The organism is Sphingobacterium faecium (assembly GCF_003054045.1).
Lineage (GTDB): Bacteria > Bacteroidota > Bacteroidia > Sphingobacteriales > Sphingobacteriaceae > Sphingobacterium > Sphingobacterium faecium.
On record NZ_QBKH01000011.1, the window covers coordinates 85546 to 107574 of the forward strand.

Consider the following 22029-nt stretch of genomic DNA (forward strand, 5'->3'; position numbering starts at 1 on the left):
GAACATACGTTATATTTTAACCCATAACTCCACTCCTTTTACCCCTATATTTCTTAAATAAATAATGGTACTAAATCATTAAAGTTGTTAATGGATTGTTAATGACAGATAAAATATTTTTATTTACGACAATTCGATGTATAATTGATTAACAAAAAGAATAACACACCAATATAACCTGGTTTTTATAATTTAAAGATCAACAATAAGTAATATTTAAAATTTCAAAGAAAAGAAGTTTCAGAAGAATGTAGTTCGTTGTTAAACTGTTGTAGTATATCGATTAAACCAATATATAAGATTAAATATTTAAATGGGATTTACGAAGAATAGAATTCGATCAATTGATTTTAAAATCTCACAATCAAGTATTGAGCTTTTGGCCCACGAATGGAAAGAACATGTCAAAATTATACCACCATATCCAATAGATAAATTCGGCGGAAAAGGTATTGTGTACACAGCTGGCGGGATTACCTATGTATCTTGTTTGTGGATATCAATAAATATACTGCGGGAGTCAGGATGTATACTACCCGTTGAAATTTGGCACCTTGGAAATGAGATCTCACTGGACATAATAAAATATTTCAATAAGTTGAATGTACAATTCCGAAATTTCAAAGAAGTATGCAATGTTGATAAACCTGGATTTCACTTAAAACCACTAGCAATATTAAATAGTCAATTTAAAGAAATACTGTATTTGGATGCTGATAATATTTGCTTTAATAATCCATCTGAATTATTTGACATGGAAGGCTATCAGCGAACTGGTACAACATTTTGGCCAGATTACTGGTTCACAGATAGTAAAAATCCGATATGGGAAATTATAGGATCTGATGCGTACCATTTACCTGAGCAAGAAAGCGGACAAATACTAATAAACAAGGAAACTTGTTGGAAGGAACTAAACTTATGTATGCATTTTAATCAACTGGGTGAATATTATTATAAATTTTTATATGGGGATAAGGATACATTCAAATTTGCTTGGTCAGCTTTAAAAACAGTTTATTATATGATAGAGAAATCTCCTTCAAATTGTGGTACATGGTTAAATGATTCTTTTAATGGTAATACCATGATTCAATATGATGATAAAAATGCAGTGGCTTTCCTTCACAGAAATCTGCTAAAATGGGATATCACATTATTGCACGAAAGAGGCTGGGAAGGAATAAAGTCGTTTCCTAATGACAACAGTTTGAAAGAAGTCTATTTACAAAATGTCAACGGAATGATGACAGTGGATTTCGGAGGAAATGTTATTTACGAGGAGACCTCACCAGATATTAAGAACCTAGAAAATAAATGCTTAGATTATTTGAAGATCTGGAGGGAAAGCGATACATATTTTAAATTTTATGAATATATACATTTCATTCATAAACGTAATTTACAAAACTCAACACAATCAATTGAAGTCTAAAATATGGTTCCTAAAATTATTCATCAGATAGTAGGTAAAAAGCCTTCTGAACTCGTTAAAATGTGTCTTGAATCGTGGAAAGCTACAATTAGCCATGGTTTTAAAATTGTGTACTGGGACGACGATAGTTTAGCAAAATTTATAAAAGACAAATATGAATTTGCCTTAGATGCATTTCTGAATGCCAGAAATCATGCAGAAGCTGCGGATATTGCTCGCTATCTGGTGATATATCATTATGGTGGCTATTATGTTGACTGGGACATCAGTCTTAATAATTCACAAGCTTTTCTTTCCCTTGCTGATAAGGAACAAAGAGGTTATGTAGTCATTGACCCGCTCAATGAAACATTGGCATCTGAACATTTTTCAGCTCTAGCAAGCAATACATATTTGTATACAATTGTTGAAGACATCATAAGTACTTATATAAAAGATGAGCGTGATTTAATGGCAACACCAAATTATTCAGGTCCATATCGTATGCGAGCTACGATGAGAAAGTTTCAAAATATTGAACAATCAAAGATCCAGGTAAAAGACATATTCGAATATGCATATGACGAGATTAGAAACCATAAAGTATTCATGAAGTCAGGAATTATGACTCATTATTGGGAACACTCTTGGTTTCTGTAATTTAATGATGAAAATTAAATGGAATATTATTTACAGTAATAAAAAATTATGAAAAAAAAATTAAAACTCGCTTTTGAAGAATTGGAAAGAGAATTGGCGCTTGTTTCCGATGTCGAACTTGTTCAGGTAGTTGGTGGATTTAGCTCAGGAAATAATGCCGGACTCTTTAATCATTCTTTTGAGGAATCAGTAGATTTTCTTACAGATCCTGGTACAGCAACCAATATTGAATCTGAACAAGATTTATTTTATGGATCAAAAATAGCATTGAATGAAACAACTTTTAATGCTTACTTGAATAACTACACAACTTCAAGTAGTGACAGTAGTGGATCTAGTAGCGGGTACGGATCGACTGGTCTAAGCAGTACAGGTTATGTTTTAGACGAAGTAATTATAAACAGCACGGGGTCAAATAGTACGGGTCACGGCTACGATCATTTTAGCACTGGATATCAAAATGGAAGCGGTTATAATTATAGTACTGGAAATGGCAGCACTGGTAGTGGTAGTGCTGGTGGTGATTGGGGACCTGGTAATGGAGGAATAACTATTCCCGCTGATCCTGATATATCAAATGACCCATGGGAACGAGATATTAATGGAGAGGTTATAGAATACTTACTGGACCCTACGGATCCGAGAAAATTTAACACTTCTATAGATTATACAGGTAGTATTGAAGATAAATTTGACAAAGTAAAATTAAATCTAATACCAGTCATAATAAAAGGACCAAACAACTTGGATGTATTAGCATATAAAGTCACTAGCTATTTTGATGCACAAAACATCGAACACTTTGACATTCCAGAAAGATATAAGGCAAATTGTCATGGTTCGGCAACAGGGCTGAATCTGTGGATTCACGATCCATTTGTTCCTATTCCTAATAATCCAAACCTAATAGATTCATCACATGAAGACCAGTCATTTAGAGATATGATGAATAATAATTATACTTCGAACCAAACCGATGCTACTATAATCTCTTTTTACAATAATGGAGTTTTCTCTCATTCGGTTCGAAGAGATCCAGCAACAGGGAAAATATGGAGTAAAACTGACAATGCGGAAATGCAAACTTTTAATAGTTTAGAGGATTTCTATGCTACAGATGGAAATAGAACTAAATATGAAGATAACGTAAAACAATATTATAAATTTTAAAACTTCAATTATAATGAGATGCTTTATAAAAACACTTTTTCTATTTTATATAATTTTTGCAACTTCTATTCTAAAGAACTATGGACAATCCGTATTTAAAAATAATGCACAAAATGAAAAGATAGCTGAGATATTTAATACCTATCAAAATATTGATTCTATATATCTTCAGTATGAAGATAAGGCCCCATCGACTTTATTCATATATGAACCTTTAAAGGAAAAACATTCAAATCCATATATTACAAAAGATATAACTACTTATAAAGTAGATTTTGAAGGGGATCAGTTGTGGTTAGATCAGGATTATAAACTGATACACCAATTTATTTTTCAAGATGAATTAGAATCGGAAATACAAAAAACTACGGATAAAGAAGATTATACTTTAACGATTACTTCGAAAAAATCAGCTATTAACGATTTTTTACAATCAGGAGGAGTTGGAGCTGTTATAAATCCCCAAAAAAAACAAGATTTTATTAAGCTTCTTAATACTAACTACAGAGATTGTACAGATGTTATTAAAGATTCGGTGTTAATAGTTCAGGCTGTTATCTTAAGGAACGGTGAAATCGGAGATAACGAAATAATTTATGGAAAATCGGAATTTCTTTATAATTATTTCATGAAAACATATCACTCTTTTGAGGCCAGTCAACCTCTTCAAAAGAAAGACCGCAGAGATTTTCAAAACAGAAATGAAAAATGGCTTTTTAAACCTAGAATTAGTAATACACAAAGGACAAGTTTAATTGATATTTATCTTCGACTCAATCCAGATAAAACTTTTACATTTTCGGCACAAGGAAATTACAGACGTTTAAAAATTAAAGATTATCATAAAAATCCTAATGATCCAATATTTTATTAAACATTAATAAACACATCATATACTCTTATGAATTCTTTAAGAAGAGATCCACTTACTGGCGAAGTATGGAGTAAATCTGATATAGGTGTAACGCAGCATTACAATAGCTTAAATGATTTTTATGCTGATGGAGCTACTGGGGCAATGTATGCTATGGCCGCTAGAAAATATTATAATTTATAACAAAATTTAAATGTAAAAATACATGAAAATTATAATTAAAACAATGTTATTGGTAGTACTTTTGAGTGCAACCAATAATGTTTTGGGTCAGCAAAAAGTTTCATACAAAAATCAAATAAAGAGATCAGTTGATGTTATATTTGCGACATACGAAAAAATAGATTCTATATCTATTCAGTTTCAGGACAATGAACCTAAGGATTTGTATATATATGTGCAACGCGATTCAGCAAATATTCCTAATCAGACCTATAGACATATATATTACTCAGCGCTGGACTTTCAAGGCGATGTGTGCTTTATAAAGAAAAATTATCCCTTAATATATGATCTTATTTTTAATAAAAAATTAAAGGCGAGTATTAAGAAACCGAAAGATGAGAAAGTTTTTAGAATAGTCATAGATCGTAAAAATGCATATTTTAGAAACAACATTCATGCAACCTCCTTAAACACAAGCATTAATAAGGGAATATTAGAAAAATTTCTTTTATTTCTAAATGACAACAATAAAGATCTAGTTATTGCTCCTGAAGATTCGATTTTAATTTTTCAGGCAGTTGTGAATAGAAATGGCATAATAGCTGAAAACGAGGCATTACATGGTAATAAAGATCAACTTTATACCTATTTCTTCAAAAATTACGAATATTTTAATAAAAACATTTTAAATTCTGATAAAATAAATATCTATAGCGGATTAATAATCCCATACACAAAAGGTGGTAGACCATTTCAAAGTATAATAGATGTTTATATACGTGCAAATGCAGACAAAACTTTTACAATATCAGCTAATGGGCGTGAAAGAAAATTAAAAATTAAAAAATACGTGAAAGAAGATCAGGATTTTTTAATGATACTTTAACATAAATCATAGTTAACCATTCTGTACCTAGAAAAGTTAACTATATTTTTCAACAAGTAAGTTAATTCTAAAAATTCTGCAATGAATTGCACTAATTTAATAAAGTATCATGCTTAGTCTATTTATTATTGACTACTATAATCGAAATAGTACTGGATTGACTACATATGTAGATCAACTTACAAACTATATTTCGGAAGATCTAAATATTAGACTCCACTTTATATTTGTCAATGCAGATCAACAAAAAAATATTTATAAAGAACAAGGTGAATATGGGATAAACTACTATGTTCCACACGACATCGCGCTTCCTGAACATACCACAAAGGATGAGAACCTCGCCATATACCTTAGCAAAGAAATAGATCCAAATCGGGCAACAATCTTACATTTTAATTGGATAAATCACGCGCCTTTTGCGCAATTTCTTAAAGCAAAAATGATATGCAAAACAATACTGACCAAACATTGTATACCCTGGAGAGATAATATAACGAACAATTATCCCTTATTTAAACACATAAATGGCTTACTTCTTTCAAAAGAAGAGATAAAGTATGTCGATCGATCGCTACTACATGAATGGGTAGCCTACAATGCCGTAGATCATGTAATATGTGTGACAAAATTTGCAGCTTTCACACTACAAAAACTATTTCAATATCCCGAAAATCAAATGAGTATTGTCCACAATGGACTTAAAGTTGAAAAGCTCGAATTAAAAGATCCGAAGATATTAAGAAAAAAGTACGGATTTAGTCTTGACGATGAAATTATATTGTATGCAGGCGTAGTGAATCAGAGGAAGGGAGTATTTGAACTTGTGAAAGCTCTGGATAAAATATTGGAAGAAAAACCGAATGTTAGACTAATAATTGCTGGAAATGGAAACCACAGCGAGATATTGAAATATGCAAACCAGCGATGGGCAAATTTAACGATAACTGGTTCTTTAGAAAAATCAGTACTGTTTGATTTTTATCAAATGGCTGATTTAGGTATAGTTCCATCTTATATAGAACAATGCAGTTACACTACAATAGAAATGATGCATCATAGTCTCCCGTTGCTTGTAGCTGATGTCGATGGGTTAAAAGAATTAGTCCCGGATGAATATAGTCTACGAACTCCTTTAGTCTTAAACGATAATGATGCACATATTGATGTAAACAAACTTTCGCAAAATATTTTAAGCGTACTCAATAATAAAAATAAAGCTAATAGTAGAGCCAGAAAAGCTAAAAAATATGCTGAGCAACATCTTGAAGTAAGTAATATGGGGCAACAGACAGTCAAAATATATAATAGACTGATGGAGGAACAAGAAGCACAAAAAACGTTGAATGGCAATTCAAATTATCCACTTGTAAGTGTAATTCTCCCGTGTTATAACGGCGAAAAGTATCTGCGGGAATGCATCAATAGTATACTTTGCCAGAGCTATACTAATCTAGAAATAATTATCGTAAATGACGGCTCTACAGATAGTAGTAGTACTATTTTAGAAAGTTATAAAGACACTCGGATCATCTTACTGAATAATAAACGGAATATAGGGATAGTTGATAGCTTAAACTACGGAATAAAATATGCTAAAGGTAAATATGTTGCTAGAATCGACACGGATGATGTCATGCAACAAAACCGATTGTACAAACAGGTGAAGTACTTTGAGGAATCAAATAATGATGAATTAGCACTGGTAGGTAGTCATCATCGTGTGATTAACAGCAAAGGACAATTAATGGGACTAAAACAATATCCCAGCAGTCATGAGGAAATTCAGCAAGCAATGCTATTCCAAAATCCATTTTCTCATCCCTCAGTCTTAATACGTGCAGATATTGCAAAAAAAATCAAGTATTCAAAAAAATATCCACATGCTGAAGATTATCATCTTTGGTTTAAAATTTTAAAAAAATATAAAGCTGCTAATATTCCAGAATATCTGACACATTACCGGATTCATGATGAAAATACATCAAATAAAAATGGTAGAGAGCAACGAGAAAGTGCAGCTAGTCTAATTTCATCTGAACTTGATAAATTAAAGATTGATCATTCTGTTGAGGAATTAAAAATTCATATTGCAATTAGTCAAAATTTGGGCAATAAAATATTCAATAATCCGATGCGTATACAATTACTAGATGAGTGGATTGAGAAGGTATTGCGGTCTCAACAAAAACAGCTGGGTTTTTCTGTCCTCACAGTAAATACGATGAAAGATCACATAAAGCGTAATTACTGCAATATTAATTAAAAATTGATTTAAGCATTATGGATCTTCGGAAATTTCCACTGGACAGGCAACTTGATATGATGGACTGTGGTCCCGCATGTTTAAAAATGATTGCAAAATTTTATGGTAAATACTATTCATTACAATACTTAAGGGATCTATGTGGTAATACGAGAGAAGGAGTTTCGCTCGCTGGTATTTCACACGGGGCTGAAACAATTGGTATCCGCACGTTAGCCGCACATTGTAGCGTAACACAGATTCTCGAAAAAGTTCCTTTACCCATTATCATGCACTGGGATAATAGTCACTTTGTCGTCTTGTATAAAATAAAAGAAAAGCGAAATAAAGATCTACGTTTTTTTATAGCAGATCCCGCAAAAGGAAAAGTTGAATATAATCAAGATGAATTTGAAAACGGATGGTTTAAAAACAAAGAAACTGTAACAAAAGGTGTTGCTTTAATTCTTGAACCGCAAGCGGACTTTGCTCAAAGACAAACTGGTGAGAAATCGCACCGCAATAAACAGTTAGAAAATATTTTAGGGTATTTCACTCCATATAAAAAAAGCTTTTTTTATTTAGCAACTGTAATGTTATTGATTACGGGAATGCAAGCTATACTACCTTTTATTTCAAAAGCGGTAATTGATGTAGGGATACAGACCCAAGATGTTAGCTTTATCAATATTGTACTTTTTGCAAACCTTGCTTTAATTGTCAGCATTACTTTAAGTTCAGCTGTCCGAGATTGGATTCTTCAACACCTATCTTCCCGAATTAATATTGCTCTTATCTCCGATTACTTAATTAAATTGATGAAGCTTCCTGTGTCATTTTTCGAGAATAAAATGCTTGGAGATATATTACAAAGGGCATACGATCATGAACGGATCAGAACTTTCATCATGAATAATTCACTAAATCTGATATTTTCAACATTGACCTTTTTTATATTTAGTATCATACTTTGGATGTACAACAATACTATTTTTTATATTTTCATAGTAGGCAGTGTGTTATATATATTATGGGTAATAGCGTTTCTTAATCTACGCAAAAAACTGGACTGGGACTATTTCGAATTAACCGCCAAGAACCAAAGTTATTGGGTCGAAACAATTGGAGGGATTCAGGACATTAAGATTAATAATTATGAGCAGGCAAAAAGATGGAAATGGGAAGGTATACAGGCCAGACTCTTTAAAATTAATCTGCGAATGCTGGGGATCAATAATATTCAAAATCTTGGAGCAAGCTTTATTGACAGTGTTAAAAATCTACTGATTACTTTTTTTTGCGCTAAAGCTGTTATTGCAGGTGAAATTACTTTTGGAGTAATGATTTCAACACAATTCATCATCGGGATGCTAAATGGTCCTGTTCAACAATTAATATCGTTTATGGTATCCTTTCAATTTGCTCAAATCAGCTTCATGAGACTAAATGAAATTCAGTCACTTGCAGATGAGGATGAAGACATCGGCAACAATGATATGACTCTTGCTGGTATTAGTGATATTATTGTAAAAAATGTTTCTTTTCAATACACACATGTATCTCCTGTGATCCTCAAAAATGTTAGCCTCATTATCCCTCATGGTAAGGTAACAGCAATTGTGGGAGACAGTGGCAGCGGGAAATCAACATTATTAAAATTACTCCTACGCTTATATAAACCAAGTTATGGAGAAATATCAGTGGGAAATATGAATGTTAATAATATAGGTCTCAGACAGTGGCGCTCTAAATGTGGGGCGGTGATGCAGGAAGGCAAAATTTTTAACGATACGATATTGAATAATATCATTCTTGATGATGAAAAGCCTGACAACGAAAGATTAATTAAAGCGGTTACAGCAGCTAATATCGGTCAAGAAATTGAACAGCTGCCTCTGGGTTATCATACGAAGATGGGAGAAGATGGACGTGGGTTGAGTGGAGGGCAACGACAACGCGTACTAATAGCCCGGGCATTATATAAAAATCCAGATATCTTATTTTTTGATGAGGCAACAAATGCCTTAGATACTATCAATGAGCACAAAATAACTACTGCACTCGACGAAGTTTTTCATGGAAAAACAGTAATTGTTGTAGCACATCGTTTGAGCACCATCCGGAAGGCGGAACAGATTGTTGTAATGAGAGATGGTTGCATAGTGGAAGTTGGTAATCACGATAGTTTAATGAATCGCGGGGGAAGATACTTTCAGTTGGTTGAAAGTCAATCTGAAGTTAAATTTTTAGCCAATTAATGATGATAATCGAAAAGAAACCCACTGAGATTATTTCGCTCGACAAGAGAACAGAAGAAATCACAGATATTATTGAACGCATGCCTAATACATTTGCAAAAAATATAACGCTTGTGGTATGTTTTATTGTAATTTTATTGGTTTCCTTTGGTTACATCATTAAATATCCTGATATAATTACTGGACAACTAACAATCAATGCTGATCAGGCTCCACTAAGATTGGTTACGGAAATCAATGGGAAATTGAGACTTAATGGTATTAAATCTTTAGAAAAGGTCAAAGCCGGCCAAGTAATTGGCTGGATCGATAATGCTACAGATCCACATTTAATTTCAGAAATAAGGACACAAATTTCTAAACTTAACCTACCCACAAATGATGCGTACAATATTTACAATAATTTGTATAACAATAAAAACTTAGGTGACATTACCGCTCCATATACAAATTTTTTATCAGCCTTAAAACAGTTAGCAGATTATCAACACAATCGATTATATGATAAACAGGAACAAGCATTATATGGAATACTACACGAACAAACTCAAGCACTAACAGTTTTAAAACATAAAGAATCCATTAGTAAAGAAAATTTAACGTTATCAGATCGAATGTATGAAAGGGATTCTATTCTTTTCAATAGAAAAGTAATTAGTTTGTCCGAGTTTGAAAAATCGAAAGCCTCCTATTTAGGTTCAAATGACTACTTCCAAACGTCAATCCGTAACACAGGTAGCATACGTGAACAGATTCAAGGTACTGAAAAAAATATACAGGAAATAAAAGTCAATAAAAGTGAACGGGAGCTGCAACTTAATCTAGAAGTTTTAACTTCTTATAACAATTTAATTGATAAGCTAAATAACTGGGAAAAATTATATCTATTTAGAGCACCTTTTGACGGTAAGATTCAATTTTTAAAATTCTGGAACGACAATCAATTCGTGCAGCAAGGAGAACATCTATTTTCTATTGTTCCATCTCAAAATAATTTGATCGGTCAAGTCATGCTTCCTGTAAATGGTGCCGGTAAAGTAAAAAGCGGTCAAAGTGTAATCGTGAAATTAGCAGATTATCCATATATGGAATTTGGATATATTAAAGCTACAGTAAACAATATAGATCTAGTAAGTAACAGTACAAAAACTGCAGATGGAGATATTGAAACATATCTAGTAACGCTTCATTTTCCGAAAGGATTAACAACAAACTATGGATCAAACCTCGAATTCAGATATGAATCTAAAGGTGTCGCAGAAATAATAACTAAAGATAGGCGCTTGATAGAACGCTTTTTTGATAACCTTAAGTATATAGCACAACCACAAAACTAAATTAGAAATATAGGATTGAAGTACGAGTATAGAATTTGTTCTTTATAACAGACCCATCGATATCTCCACCTACCGCTTCTGATTGTATATGTTTAATTTCATTGAGCAATACAGGAGTGCCGATAGCGGTGAGCATAAATGATTGGGGTTCCCTTGCCCGAGAGCTCATCAATATTGACGCTGAAGCCTATAACGGCATCTGCCCTATAGCTACGCGCATTTTGCTTTAAAGACTCCACTACGCTCTTATATAGCTCCTGTAGTTTGTTTTCATAATTGCGGGAACGACCACCGAAAAAGTCCACGAAGCTGGCTCCGATCTCACTCAGAGCATTGGCTCCAATAACAGCTGTTGCTGATATGGGATCAAAATAACGCAGGACTTCTCTCCCCTCGATAGTATTGGTACTGGTAACGATCATGGTGTACGATGAATACTGTTTTAAAAGCCCGAAAATAAAGCATCAGTTTGATTAAAAAATACGGGAAGCCGTAAGGAAGGAATAAAACATCTAAAGCCATTCTTGACAGAATGGCTTTAGATGTTTTACTTATATGATCTATTTGATTTAATTTACGTGTTACATTTTTAATCTTTATATAACACGTAATTAACACGTGTTACATTTATAATCTTTTTATAACACGTATTCATGAGAATCACTAAGAGCCTGTGTGCTCATTACTTTGGCACAGATGCTCAATAGTTATATCTTTAAAATATTTTTATTACTTTACCATCCTTTAAAAAGATATTATCAATCTTTCTCGTACCAAAAATACCTAATCTTTTCAACTTTTTGTCTTCTAGATTGTATTCTAAAAGTTCGAAATTGACAGTATGGAAATATAGATTATTTAGTGATAGAATCATCTTAGATCCTGATAAATTGTCTTTTTCTGACAACTTTAATAAGACTTCATTCGAATGACTTACAGGATCAAACAGGTAAATTTGATTATCAAAAGTATAATAAATCAACTTCCCCTTCCAGATTAAGGGTTTCATTCTGTCTTCAAAATTCACCCGTTCGGAAAACTCGATATTAAGGGTGTTTCCATCCAATATAAAAATCTTTCCGCCATTATAATTACCATTTAAGCCGACAAATAACTTATTACCTATGACAGTTAAATACGTATATCCGGAGCCCAGATTAACCTTTTTCAAAAGTTTTCCAGTATCAAGATTTATCATGCTTATGGAGTTACAATTCCAATTTGCTACATACAAATTTCCGTTCAAAATCTCCATTGAGTAAGGGGATACATCTGGATGTGCACATACTTCTGAATAAGTATAAGGAATTTTGAGTTTCTCCTTTCCCGTCACCTTATCTAAGATAATAAATCCGTTATTCTTTAAATTTAGTATAACTTCATTTCCTCTAATTAAAACAGATTTAACAATGCTTATCGTTTCTAGTTCCCATATATTTCGTTGCTCTGTTAAATCATAGCACACAAATTTTTTATTTGATTCAGAAAAATATAATTTTCCACTATTAATAATAGGTGAATAATAAAATAAATCATTAACAGATAACTTCTTTATTACATTATTTGTTCTCAAATCTTCAATTATAATACTTTTTGAAAAAGTATTATAAATAAGGGTATCGCCATGTAATACTGATGTTAATATATCTCTATTCTTTTCTGTGGTGACAGATTTGTTCTTGCAACTTATTATTAAAATAACAAGAATAATATAAAATATATGCTTCATAATTTTAACCATTTGGGTCTTCAAGTTGAATTGGATCGTCTTCAAAAAAAGCAAACTTCACAGATATCATATGAACCATTGGGTCTTTCTTTAAATGTCTTGTAGCTACAACAGCGGCAAGCAAACTTTTCTGTTACCATATTTTCCACCAAGGTTTTTTATTCTCAAAATGAATAAAACTTCCACCCGTCAAAGTTTTTGTGTCAAGGTCATACTGAAACTCAATCCATTCGTCAGCATCATTCATTGGATAAAACGCTAATCCCGATACTAAATTATTTTCAACTTTAATTTCTTTTAATCCATCACACGAAATTGGTTCTGTATTCCAATGTGTTCCATCTTGCTCAAAAATTGTCAGATCGATCTGGTCTTGAAATACATATCTATTTTTACTTGCTTTAAAAATATCGCAATAGCCAACTCAGAAAACGACGATAGGTTTTGTGTCGTTGGGATTCATTATGTAACAAGTGCCACGAGCAATTACTAACAAGTTTTGAGTTTTTTCAAGTTCTATAATTTCTGCAAAGTCTGTCCAACCTGGTTGAAAGTTCGCTACCCATTCTGTGCCGTCATTTTTATAGAAACGAACAGGAAAACCTTCGGAATAAAATGGTTCTCCACTTTCTGTTACAGACACATACATTGGTCCATAAACTGGCAAAGAAGCCAATATTTCGTATGCCTTTTTTGTCGTCATTCAGTTTTTCGTAGTGTAATACCTGCAGTCAAGCATATTGTCAAAACTCTTTTGTTATTTCCTCCAAATCATAATTACCTTACCAGTTATTTCTTTTTGAGAACCACTTCAAGTTCAAATATTGCATTTTCCTTTATAATTGGGTCATCAACTTTTGTTAACAACTTTAACTTTTGAACTGCTTCAGGTGTATTAATTGCACTTAATGCCCATATACATTTTTTTGCTATAGCTCTCATTTCGTCGTAATCAGGAACGTCAAGAGCAAATTCATATAATTTGTTCACACTTTTAGGGTCTTTAATTAATTCAAGAACGGTTATAATGTCCTCTTCTGAAATGTGCCATTTCTCATCTAAAAGTTGTAGCAAAATATCTGTATAGTCACTGTCTGCTCCATCAGTAGAAAGAACGGCCAATGTATTAGCTAATCCCTTTTCATCTTTATTTGTAACATTGTTTTTCAGTAAAGAAAGTGTTTCTTTTTTAAACTGTAAATGTCGCCCCTCAGGGAACTTATCCCAATAATTATCGAAATAATCATCCCTATTAAATAGTCCTTTATAAAATTTCCAAAAATTAAAGATTACTTAATTACTTTAAAGCTATTAATCAAATTATTAAATGTAAATCCTAATTCAAGCCGGTGGTCTAACAATATTACTTCTTTTTTATTAGACTTTCATTTTTCTTAATACGGATTCTCCTTCGCCACAATAAATGACTCTGCAGTAAGTAAAAAGATGATTTATTGAACTTTTGGTTATCAACATAATCCTCATCGTCTGTCATTTACTCCATCTCAACCATTAACAAATAAATATTGAACTAATGAACTTTTAATTTATTCGCGGATCTATCCAGAATAGATCACGGAGTTGCAGTAGGTCTTCTGTATCCATCAAGTTATAAACCAGCTCATCTTTCTCTTCTAAAGGAATTGTTATTTGCTGATCCGTTCCAAGTAAAATATGGTTAAAATAGCATCCTTGTCATATATCGAGATATCGGATTGTACCATAGTAACATCATGTGTACTAAACCATTCTCTTGCCTGTTCTTGATCTAGACAGATCAGGGAACGGGTTAGATCTTCAAGATCTCGCATCTCATCGATGATATGAGTGGGATAATTTACGCCAATATAAGCTAGATAAAGGAGATGATTGCCAGTGCGCAAGGCATAATTACGAATTAAGACCCGCTTCGGATCGAATGAAAAAACATAATATTCTGGATTGGAGATAAACTTATATTGCTTGCCGTAAAACTGGATTTTATCCTCCAATTCCCCTAAATGATCTATTTCAATAAATACTTCTCCTAAAAGCTGCCCCTCCGCTATATTGGCTAGTGCATCGTCGATGACCAATAGCGCTTGCTCTTCCATAGGAACAATGCTTCCACTACAATCTAGGTGTAACAAATAATCATCAACATCTGGAACAGTTAACGGATACCATGTTGGGTTTTCGTCGTCAACTGTATTTTTAGATGTCAAAATGTTATAACCGTTACGTTTTAATTCTAATAGTATGACTCTACTCAGGGGGACAAACTTCATAAGATCTCTTGAGGATTTAGTGACTGACGATAAAACTATAACCGGTTGTGGTATGTAAGAATTAATGGTATTGCTATTATATTGGAAAATCAGGATATCTATCTAAATTTGATTTTTCACTAAAAACCTGTAAATTCATTGGAATTAACCCTCGCTCAATTATGCACAATATCGATTTGTTTAACCAATATAGAAACCTCAAACCAAAAAGAACATTTTTAATTTTTATACTTTTAACTATTTTCTATAATACAAGCTCTGCACAAAAAGATCCGCAGCTTAGGGATGCATTGTCAATCATCACAAAAGCATCGATTTCCGGAGATGTTGAAGGTATTCTGAGCCAAACTTCTTTCCGCTTAATTAAATGTATGGGCGGAATAGAACAAGCAACAAAACTGACTAAGGAAGTCTATTCTTCGCTTACAAATTATGGAATTAAATTTGATTCTGTCATCAATTACGTTGATATGGAGATCTCAAAAATTGATGGGATAGCATATTGCTTTATTCCTCAAGTATTGGTAATGTCTATGCCTGAAAAAGACAAAATAGCTATCACTTCAGCGAACTTATTAGCGTTAAAAGAAGGTGAACCAGAAAGATGGACTTTCTTAAATTTCAATAAAATGGATCAGGAAAAAATTAATTTGTTTCTTCCCGAATTTAACGGTAAAATTACTCTTCCGAAGGGTTTAGAAAAAAAAACATTAGTTGTAGGGAAAGAAGAAGTAGGAAAAACTGTTGAGCAGATGATGAAACTTATAGATGAATCTGTCAAAAAACGCGACTAGTTTTAAGCCAGCTAAAAGTAAGATATGAAAACAAATACTCAAGAAAAATTTGAAAAGCTCATAAAAGAAGGTTTTCATGATACTTTAAAAGGACTGGGCTTTAAAAAGAAGGCTAATAATTTCTATCTACCCCTTGAAAAAATAGGTCACATAATAAATATTCAAAAAAGTTATTACAGCACCAAGGATGATATCAATTTCACAATTAACATTGGAATCTTTTCACCTGAGTATTGGCTAGCCTGTTTTAATTTCCTAAATAAAGAAATTCCAACATTTCCAACCGAACCCGAATGTTTAATAAGAAAAAGAATTGGAGAGATTAAGGATTTGCCAGATGTGTGGTATAATATAAATGGTCTGACAGATGTCGATGAGCTCATTGTTGAAATGAAATATAATATTTCAGATTTCATTTTACCATTCTTTGAAAAATTAAACACTGTGGAGAACATTATCAACGAACTAGAAATATCTGAAGAATCGTTATTACATACTGCAGCTAAAATGAAATTCTTTGCTGAGCTAAAGATCGTTGATAAAGCCAAAGGCGAATAGAAAAAATATCCAAAGAATAATATAATCGTTTGTCCCATCATTAGTCAAGCACCAACCATCCATAATTTAAAATATGGGAACTGTCCTATTCTTTTTAAGGTATTAACATCAAATAAAAAAAACTTGACGAAATGATGTTGACTTATTAAATACTTTGATTTTTGAGTCCTGTTTTGTAAATTCAAAAGATAGTAATCCATAGTATGAATTTTTTAAAAATAGCCCAAGTTATTATCCTTATGATGCTTTTTATTGGCTGTGAAGATCCACATCGAAGAAAGAAAATGGATTTTGGTCTATTTACACTTGATGTCCCTTATAAATGGCAGCAGGTTAAAAAAAATGGAATAGATAGTTATGTAGGTGCCATTGCTGTAGATAAATCTGATACACTGTACTTTGATCTGGGTATGTACTCTAATAATTTGACTGAGCATAACATAGAAATAATCACGAGACAGATGATGGAGGAAAGTGCTACTGACTCCATGAAAGATATTATTGTAAAGGACATACCGCTAGATTTTGATGCCGATCGGTTTAGAAAACAAAATGTATCTTGGGATACGATTCATAATAGACATGCTAAAATAGTATTTGCTAGAATATCCGGTAATGGATTGACAGGAGTTTACATCGACAGTCTATGGCAGAGAGGTTCTTCAAAAACCCGATTTAACCTTGCTGCAGCAGATTTAAAAGTACAAAACGAAAAGGATCTTCTAAATGCGGTAAAGACATTGCGATTTTATAAGAAGTAACATTGGTAAAATGAAAAAAATGAACGCCCCACTATTTGTTCATCTCTGTTTTATGATCATGACTTTTATGCGTTATTCACAGATCGGGATTGGCTACATTATTTTACTGAGAATTTAAATTTTAATCTAGTTATTTTTGGGATACAAGCAGCAGGGCTTATGTATGCTGGATATGTACAGGGGCAAAATAATAAAAGGATCTATCCATATTCTTGCCCGGATTGATTGGACTGTTAATACTTGTTTCGTGTATACTGATAACAGGAGGTTATCAGTTTAATACCAACAGAGATATCTCGATCTTGTGGCTGACATTTGAGGCTTACTATATAGTCTATGATGTATTAATATATAAAATTTTGAATAAAGCTCCAAGTGTAACTCATTTTCAAGCTCAATGCATTTACATTATTCTTTCGTCCACACTTCCGCTTATTGGTTATATTATCTTTCAATTGAAAAGGAATTCTGCTCGTAAATAATATAGCTATGAAAAGTAATGGTGGTTAGCTTGTGATCCCCTACTTTTATCCAAAGGCAGATCGATAGTCGAAATAAACGTATTTAATATTTTCCCAAACTCCAGTACGCCCATATCGCCAACATGTGCTAGCTCCGGATCACACTCAAAGCATTGGCTCCAATAACAGCTGTTGCTGAAATGAGATCAAAATAACGCAGGACTTCTCTCCCCTTGATGGTATTGGTATTTTTTTCTTCAGTTTTAAATTAGTAATATTTATAAAGCAGTTAGCGAATAATCTCTTTATCATTGATTTCTCAATTTATTGTATTAAAAAATAGGATGAGGACATTAATTTCATTATCTTAATAAAAGAAATTATAATATTATTGACTTAGAGCTTCGCTAAATATGATATTGACCAATTGTACGCCTTTTCTTAAAAACTTATTAAAATACATTTCAATATTACTTTTTTGGGGTTGTCCTTTACTCTGTTTTTCTCAATATAAACTTAAGGATACCACGAAATTTGTAACAAATAATTTGCCGGCTTATGTATACAGGTTGGACCAGTATAAATATAAAAATATACCGGTTATTGATAGAAAATCAATTGTAAGTACTCTGTTGCGAGAATATTATATTGACGAATTGGTCTCAGGAAATGAGACCTTAAGTAAGGATCGCTATTATGCATTGAGCCACCATCTTTCAGCCAAAACATTTAATTCGCTAAACAATCGCGATAGATTTAACTACTGTATGATGACACAAGAATTCTATATGCAAAATTGTGGAAGTCTTGGTCGATTTAAATCAACAGGAATATACGGTGCCTTTTATCGATCAGATTTACCTTTAGAGTATTGGAGCGATAGACAATTACAATTTTTACATAAGAATAGAAAAGAAATCATTGGTTACGTGGATCAAATGTGGTCCGATTTAAAATTTATTGGTGATAACACAAAAGATCTATTGGTAGAATTGATCATGTGGGAGGAGATCCCTAATATATTGCAACAAATAGAATTATCTCCTCAAGATAATAGCTTATACTCAGTATTAGTTCAAATTATGATGCGTGCAAAATTCACGACATTTGAAGCTTCAAAGATCTATGAAAAAATTTATGGCCCTGAGTCTTACATTGCTAGTCAGATCGCAGGTACAGAGGAAAACAGGACAGCAATAGTTGACATGGCAAAAAAATGTTATGCTGAATTGGATGTGATCCCAAATTATAATGTCCCGATATATGTTAGGCAGTCAAGACCATCTTACTCCTCTGACGGGCTTAAGGAGGAATTGGTTACAAGAAAAAAGGATTGGCCAATAAAAAAAGTACAAACTCCTATATTTAAAATTAAATTATAACTTATTGAAATCACTCTTTATATCAAAAACAGAGACACTAAAAAGCCACATCTTACGACATGGCTTCTAGTTAATATATGGATTAAACTTGATTACTTATAAGAATTGATCGATTGAGATACTTTCCAATTACCGCCGTCATTGACTAAAGTCACAAGATCTGTTTTGGTAAAACCTTCAAACTGCATCGTTACTTTGGCGATCATATAGTCTGCTGACTCCTGTACGATGGTAGTTCTGGTTTTACAGTTTAATTGCTCTCCTTTTTGTTTTTTCAAGAAGGAGATAACTTCCAAACGGCTATTGGTTTTATCTTCTGATGTCTGAACTTTTTGACTGAAGTCTGTTGTAAACAGCTGCTCTACTCCAGCCGATTGACCTGCTGTCATAACCGCAACATAATGATCAATGGCTAGATCTGCTGTAGATAAATTGACCACTGCTTTTTTAGGGTTTGATACCTCTGGTTTGCCTGCTGCGATAGTGAATGTAGATACTGCTATTAAGGCTGCTGCTGCGAATGTTTTTGCTAAAGTGTTCATAATGTCTTTATTTTATAGTTTGTTAGTTCTTATTTGTTGATTCAAAAGTAGGGTGTAAATCGTCCTTACCCTATGGCAATTAGACTAAACCAACTAAAAACTCGGTGAATGATCGAAATGAATAGGTGAAATTATTTTAAACTTTTTTGAACTATTCTATTCGACAGGTGTTCTTATAATACAAAGCGATAACAAATATACTTTCAACAGGAAAGTGTAAAACGATAAATGACGTAGTACAGTAAATAAATCCAATTGCTTGAAAGCAATCTGGATGATGAAACAAAATAGAGGAAACGATAAGAAACATAAAAATTACTGTGCAGTTGAACGCCAAGATAAAGGGTCTAATGAGAATTAGGCCCTTTTGATGTATATGGATTCTCAAGAATTCGCAACTATTCTACATGATAGATATTTGGTTCTTATCTGTATCTTAACGCGGTTAACCTATATACTTATAATGGCTAAAGTTAAGGTCATTAAAAGACAATAGCTACCTATATCATCTAAATGGTGTTTAAATCACTAAATTTTAGAACTTGATTATACGCAATGCTAAGAAAAAAGAAATTAAAACAAATTATACTTTTTTAGTAGTATTGTATATTGAGATTTCAATCGCATTTGATAATTATTATTTTCCAAATTGAATCACTGGGAATTATATATACGATTTTCATATATTAACTGTTAATGGTTCTTTTGATGATGATTGTACTAACAATGGGAAGTACTTATCCCTTGAAAAATACCTTTAATACTATAATACATTTATGAAATTAATTTTACTTATCATCTCCCTTTTTACACACAACATTTTGCTATCACAAATCAATACCAAAATTGAAGATATTGGAAAAAGAACCACCGAATTTTTAATACAAAGAGGAAAAATCGAAGATTTCAAGTATGCGCTTAAACTTAAAAGTCTGTTTCCAAAAGAAGATTTTTCTAGTTTTAAAGATAGTCCTGCTGAATTTGTCTTAGGAATGCTACAAGGTTCGGAATTGGAATTACCCGTTGCTTGGAATGAACTAAAAGTTAAAGCCAATAAACTGAACATTGATACGAACTCTTCCTATCACGAAACATATTTTGATAAAAAAGGTAGCGACAACTACGTGGTGACTTGTGTAATAAAATCACCTTCAGACTATTTTACATTCAGTTTTAATCTTCTAAAATGGGAAAAAGATATTTATATATCACGATTTTATAAAGACGTAAGGAGATACAAATCTATTAAAGAAGTTAAAACTAATCTTTCTAGCATTGTCGATGATGAAATCGAAAAAGAGATACAAGAAATGGAAAAGGAGAATTATCTAGAATAAGGGTGACTTAAAGTAGTCAATATAGCTACTGGAATTTGTTTTCATAATTGCGGGAGCGCCCACCGAAAAATCCCGAAGAGATCTGCGAAGCAAACAAGACGAAGCTCGCTCCGGATCGCACTCAAAGCATTGACTCCAATAACAGCTGGTGCTGAAAAGAGATTTTTGTGGTGATCGGTTTGATTAAAAAATACTGAAAGCCGTAAGGAGGGTATAAAACAAATAAAGCCATTCTTGACAGAATGGCTTTATTTATTATTTATATATGATCTATTTGATTTATTTCAGCTTTTCAATCTCGTCGATGGTAAGGCCGGTACCCTCAGCAATTTGTTCTAAAGGTAAACCCATATTTTTAAATTTCAAAGCTGTCTCAATAGCTTTTTTCTGCTCGCCTTTTGCAATACCTTCTTTTAAACCCTCTTTTAAACCTCGATCATGTCCAATGCGCTGAGCAGTAGAATAGGTATTCTCTGCATCACGCTTATGTTTTAAACTTGCTTCGTATGCCATCTTATCCTCCGGTGTTAATTTTGCTACTTCGCCTATGTCAAAGATAAGACCAAATACCCGCTTATCCAAAAAATCCGGTATTTTATCAAGTTTACTCATGTTTTTCAATAAGTATAGCCACATATCCATATCCGTCTTTATATCAGCCTCATTCTTATTAAAATTTGGTAATACTAACAGCTTATAACCAAGCTTTTCATAAAAAACACGATTACTCTGCTTATCGCAAAGGGCAACATCATAAAAATACTTTCCGGATTCTGTTTCTCCTAACTCAAATTCTAAGATACCAATAAAATATACTTCGGGAAGTTCGTATGTATTTCCCTTATAGCCCTTGGGTATAAGTTTATTGATAAGCCTGGATGTATAAAAAACGGTTCGGTCTTTAAAAAAATCTTGATATAGCTGTTGCATCTCAATAATGAAATGCTCACCATCAATACCGGTACAATACAGATCGAAAATAACCTTCCTTTCATTTTCAAGATCGCCATCCTGCTCCACAGGCCGATAATGAAGATCTTGAATAACTTTCCCTCCCTCAAAGAGCCCATTTAAGAACCCAATTAAAATCGGCTTATTTTCTTCCCTGCCAAAATAAAATTTAAAACTCCAGTCTCCACTAAAACCAACATACTTACCTAAGTTACTTTTTGTTTTTTTTATAATAATA

General features: G+C 32.6%; 22 protein-coding genes. 14 read left to right on the forward strand and 8 right to left on the reverse strand.

Annotated elements, in window-relative coordinates; genetic code table 11:
* Nucleotides 1–313 precede the first annotated feature (313 nt).
* The 9 genes from C8N37_RS21760 to C8N37_RS21795 all read left to right on the forward strand — a co-directional run bounded on the left by C8N37_RS21760 (nucleotide 314) and on the right by C8N37_RS21795 (nucleotide 11009).
* Entirely contained in the window at nucleotides 314–1435 is a 1122-nt protein-coding gene (locus C8N37_RS21760) for an alpha-mannosyltransferase (protein WP_108160880.1), read from the forward strand.
* A 3-nt stretch (nucleotides 1436–1438) separates the two neighbouring features.
* Nucleotides 1439–2074, forward strand: coding sequence for a glycosyltransferase family 32 protein (locus C8N37_RS21765; RefSeq protein WP_108160881.1), 636 nt, complete (start codon nucleotides 1439–1441; stop codon nucleotides 2072–2074).
* 48 nt (nucleotides 2075–2122) lie between these two features.
* Complete coding sequence (locus tag C8N37_RS21770) at nucleotides 2123–3244, forward strand: hypothetical protein (protein ID WP_108160882.1); 1122 nt, start codon at nucleotides 2123–2125, stop codon at nucleotides 3242–3244.
* A gap of 13 nt (nucleotides 3245–3257) precedes the next feature.
* Nucleotides 3258–4118, forward strand: a complete 861-nt coding sequence (locus tag C8N37_RS21775) for a hypothetical protein (protein WP_108160883.1) — start codon at nucleotides 3258–3260, stop codon at nucleotides 4116–4118.
* Between the two features lie 27 nt (nucleotides 4119–4145).
* Nucleotides 4146–4301, forward strand: a complete 156-nt coding sequence (locus C8N37_RS22885; protein WP_153198562.1) for a hypothetical protein — start codon at nucleotides 4146–4148, stop codon at nucleotides 4299–4301.
* A gap of 22 nt (nucleotides 4302–4323) precedes the next feature.
* Nucleotides 4324–5169, forward strand: a complete 846-nt coding sequence (locus C8N37_RS21780) for a hypothetical protein (protein ID WP_108160884.1) — start codon at nucleotides 4324–4326, stop codon at nucleotides 5167–5169.
* Nucleotides 5170–5278: 109 nt separating this feature from the next.
* Nucleotides 5279–7435, forward strand: coding sequence for a glycosyltransferase (locus C8N37_RS21785; RefSeq protein WP_108160885.1), 2157 nt, complete (start codon nucleotides 5279–5281; stop codon nucleotides 7433–7435).
* Nucleotides 7436–7452: 17 nt separating this feature from the next.
* Nucleotides 7453–9672, forward strand: a complete 2220-nt coding sequence (locus C8N37_RS21790; RefSeq protein ID WP_108160886.1) for a peptidase domain-containing ABC transporter — start codon at nucleotides 7453–7455, stop codon at nucleotides 9670–9672.
* Nucleotides 9672–11009: an HlyD family secretion protein gene (locus C8N37_RS21795; RefSeq protein ID WP_108160887.1), complete on the forward strand. Its 1338-nt coding sequence runs from the start codon at nucleotides 9672–9674 to the stop codon at nucleotides 11007–11009. The genes C8N37_RS21790 and C8N37_RS21795 overlap by 1 nt, the downstream gene beginning before the upstream one ends.
* 98 nt (nucleotides 11010–11107) lie before the next feature.
* Here C8N37_RS21795 and C8N37_RS21800 read toward each other — a convergent pair whose 3' ends face one another.
* From C8N37_RS21800 to C8N37_RS21825, 6 genes are all read right to left on the reverse strand, one after another.
* Nucleotides 11108–11431, reverse strand: a complete 324-nt coding sequence (locus C8N37_RS21800) for a heavy metal-binding domain-containing protein (protein ID WP_108160888.1) — start codon at nucleotides 11429–11431, stop codon at nucleotides 11108–11110.
* Between the two features lie 293 nt (nucleotides 11432–11724).
* Nucleotides 11725–12738 carry an outer membrane protein assembly factor BamB family protein gene (locus tag C8N37_RS21805; RefSeq protein ID WP_170114578.1) on the reverse strand — a complete coding sequence of 338 codons (1014 nt, stop codon included), beginning with the start codon at nucleotides 12736–12738 and terminating at the stop codon, nucleotides 11725–11727.
* A gap of 41 nt (nucleotides 12739–12779) precedes the next feature.
* The gene (locus tag C8N37_RS23320; protein WP_211322325.1) at nucleotides 12780–12878 is read right to left on the reverse strand and encodes a CPCC family cysteine-rich protein; all 99 of its coding nucleotides are present in this window, start codon (nucleotides 12876–12878) and stop codon (nucleotides 12780–12782) included.
* 284 nt (nucleotides 12879–13162) lie between these two features.
* Nucleotides 13163–13441: a hypothetical protein gene (locus C8N37_RS21815; protein WP_108160890.1), complete on the reverse strand. Its 279-nt coding sequence runs from the start codon at nucleotides 13439–13441 to the stop codon at nucleotides 13163–13165.
* A gap of 86 nt (nucleotides 13442–13527) precedes the next feature.
* Complete coding sequence (locus tag C8N37_RS21820) at nucleotides 13528–13860, reverse strand: HEAT repeat domain-containing protein (protein ID WP_108160891.1); 333 nt, start codon at nucleotides 13858–13860, stop codon at nucleotides 13528–13530.
* A gap of 524 nt (nucleotides 13861–14384) precedes the next feature.
* Nucleotides 14385–15005, reverse strand: coding sequence for a hypothetical protein (locus tag C8N37_RS21825; RefSeq protein ID WP_108160892.1), 621 nt, complete (start codon nucleotides 15003–15005; stop codon nucleotides 14385–14387).
* 161 nt (nucleotides 15006–15166) lie between these two features.
* Between C8N37_RS21825 and C8N37_RS21830 the strand changes: the two genes are divergently transcribed.
* The 4 genes from C8N37_RS21830 (at nucleotide 15167) to C8N37_RS22695 (ending at nucleotide 18961) form a co-directional block, all read left to right on the forward strand.
* Entirely contained in the window at nucleotides 15167–15799 is a 633-nt protein-coding gene (locus C8N37_RS21830; RefSeq protein WP_108160893.1) for a hypothetical protein, read from the forward strand.
* A gap of 24 nt (nucleotides 15800–15823) precedes the next feature.
* Entirely contained in the window at nucleotides 15824–16357 is a 534-nt protein-coding gene (locus C8N37_RS21835; RefSeq protein WP_108160894.1) for a DUF4304 domain-containing protein, read from the forward strand.
* A 203-nt stretch (nucleotides 16358–16560) separates the two neighbouring features.
* On the forward strand, nucleotides 16561–17118 hold the full coding sequence (locus C8N37_RS21840) for a hypothetical protein (RefSeq protein WP_108160895.1): 558 nt from the start codon (nucleotides 16561–16563) through the stop codon (nucleotides 17116–17118).
* 1228 nt (nucleotides 17119–18346) lie between these two features.
* A complete protein-coding gene (locus C8N37_RS22695; RefSeq protein ID WP_146171122.1) occupies nucleotides 18347–18961 on the forward strand; it encodes a hypothetical protein in 615 nt (204 codons plus the stop codon).
* A gap of 92 nt (nucleotides 18962–19053) precedes the next feature.
* Here C8N37_RS22695 and C8N37_RS21850 read toward each other — a convergent pair whose 3' ends face one another.
* Nucleotides 19054–19503, reverse strand: a complete 450-nt coding sequence (locus C8N37_RS21850) for a nuclear transport factor 2 family protein (RefSeq protein ID WP_108160897.1) — start codon at nucleotides 19501–19503, stop codon at nucleotides 19054–19056.
* A gap of 776 nt (nucleotides 19504–20279) precedes the next feature.
* On the opposite strand from C8N37_RS21850, the gene C8N37_RS21855 reads away from it, so the two are divergent.
* A complete protein-coding gene (locus tag C8N37_RS21855; RefSeq protein ID WP_108160898.1) occupies nucleotides 20280–20840 on the forward strand; it encodes a hypothetical protein in 561 nt (186 codons plus the stop codon).
* Between the two features lie 279 nt (nucleotides 20841–21119).
* Here the strand turns inward: C8N37_RS21855 and C8N37_RS21860 are convergent.
* Nucleotides 21120–22029, reverse strand: a 910-nt coding sequence (locus C8N37_RS21860; protein ID WP_170114579.1) for an Rpn family recombination-promoting nuclease/putative transposase, incomplete at its 5' end; no start/stop codon positions are given.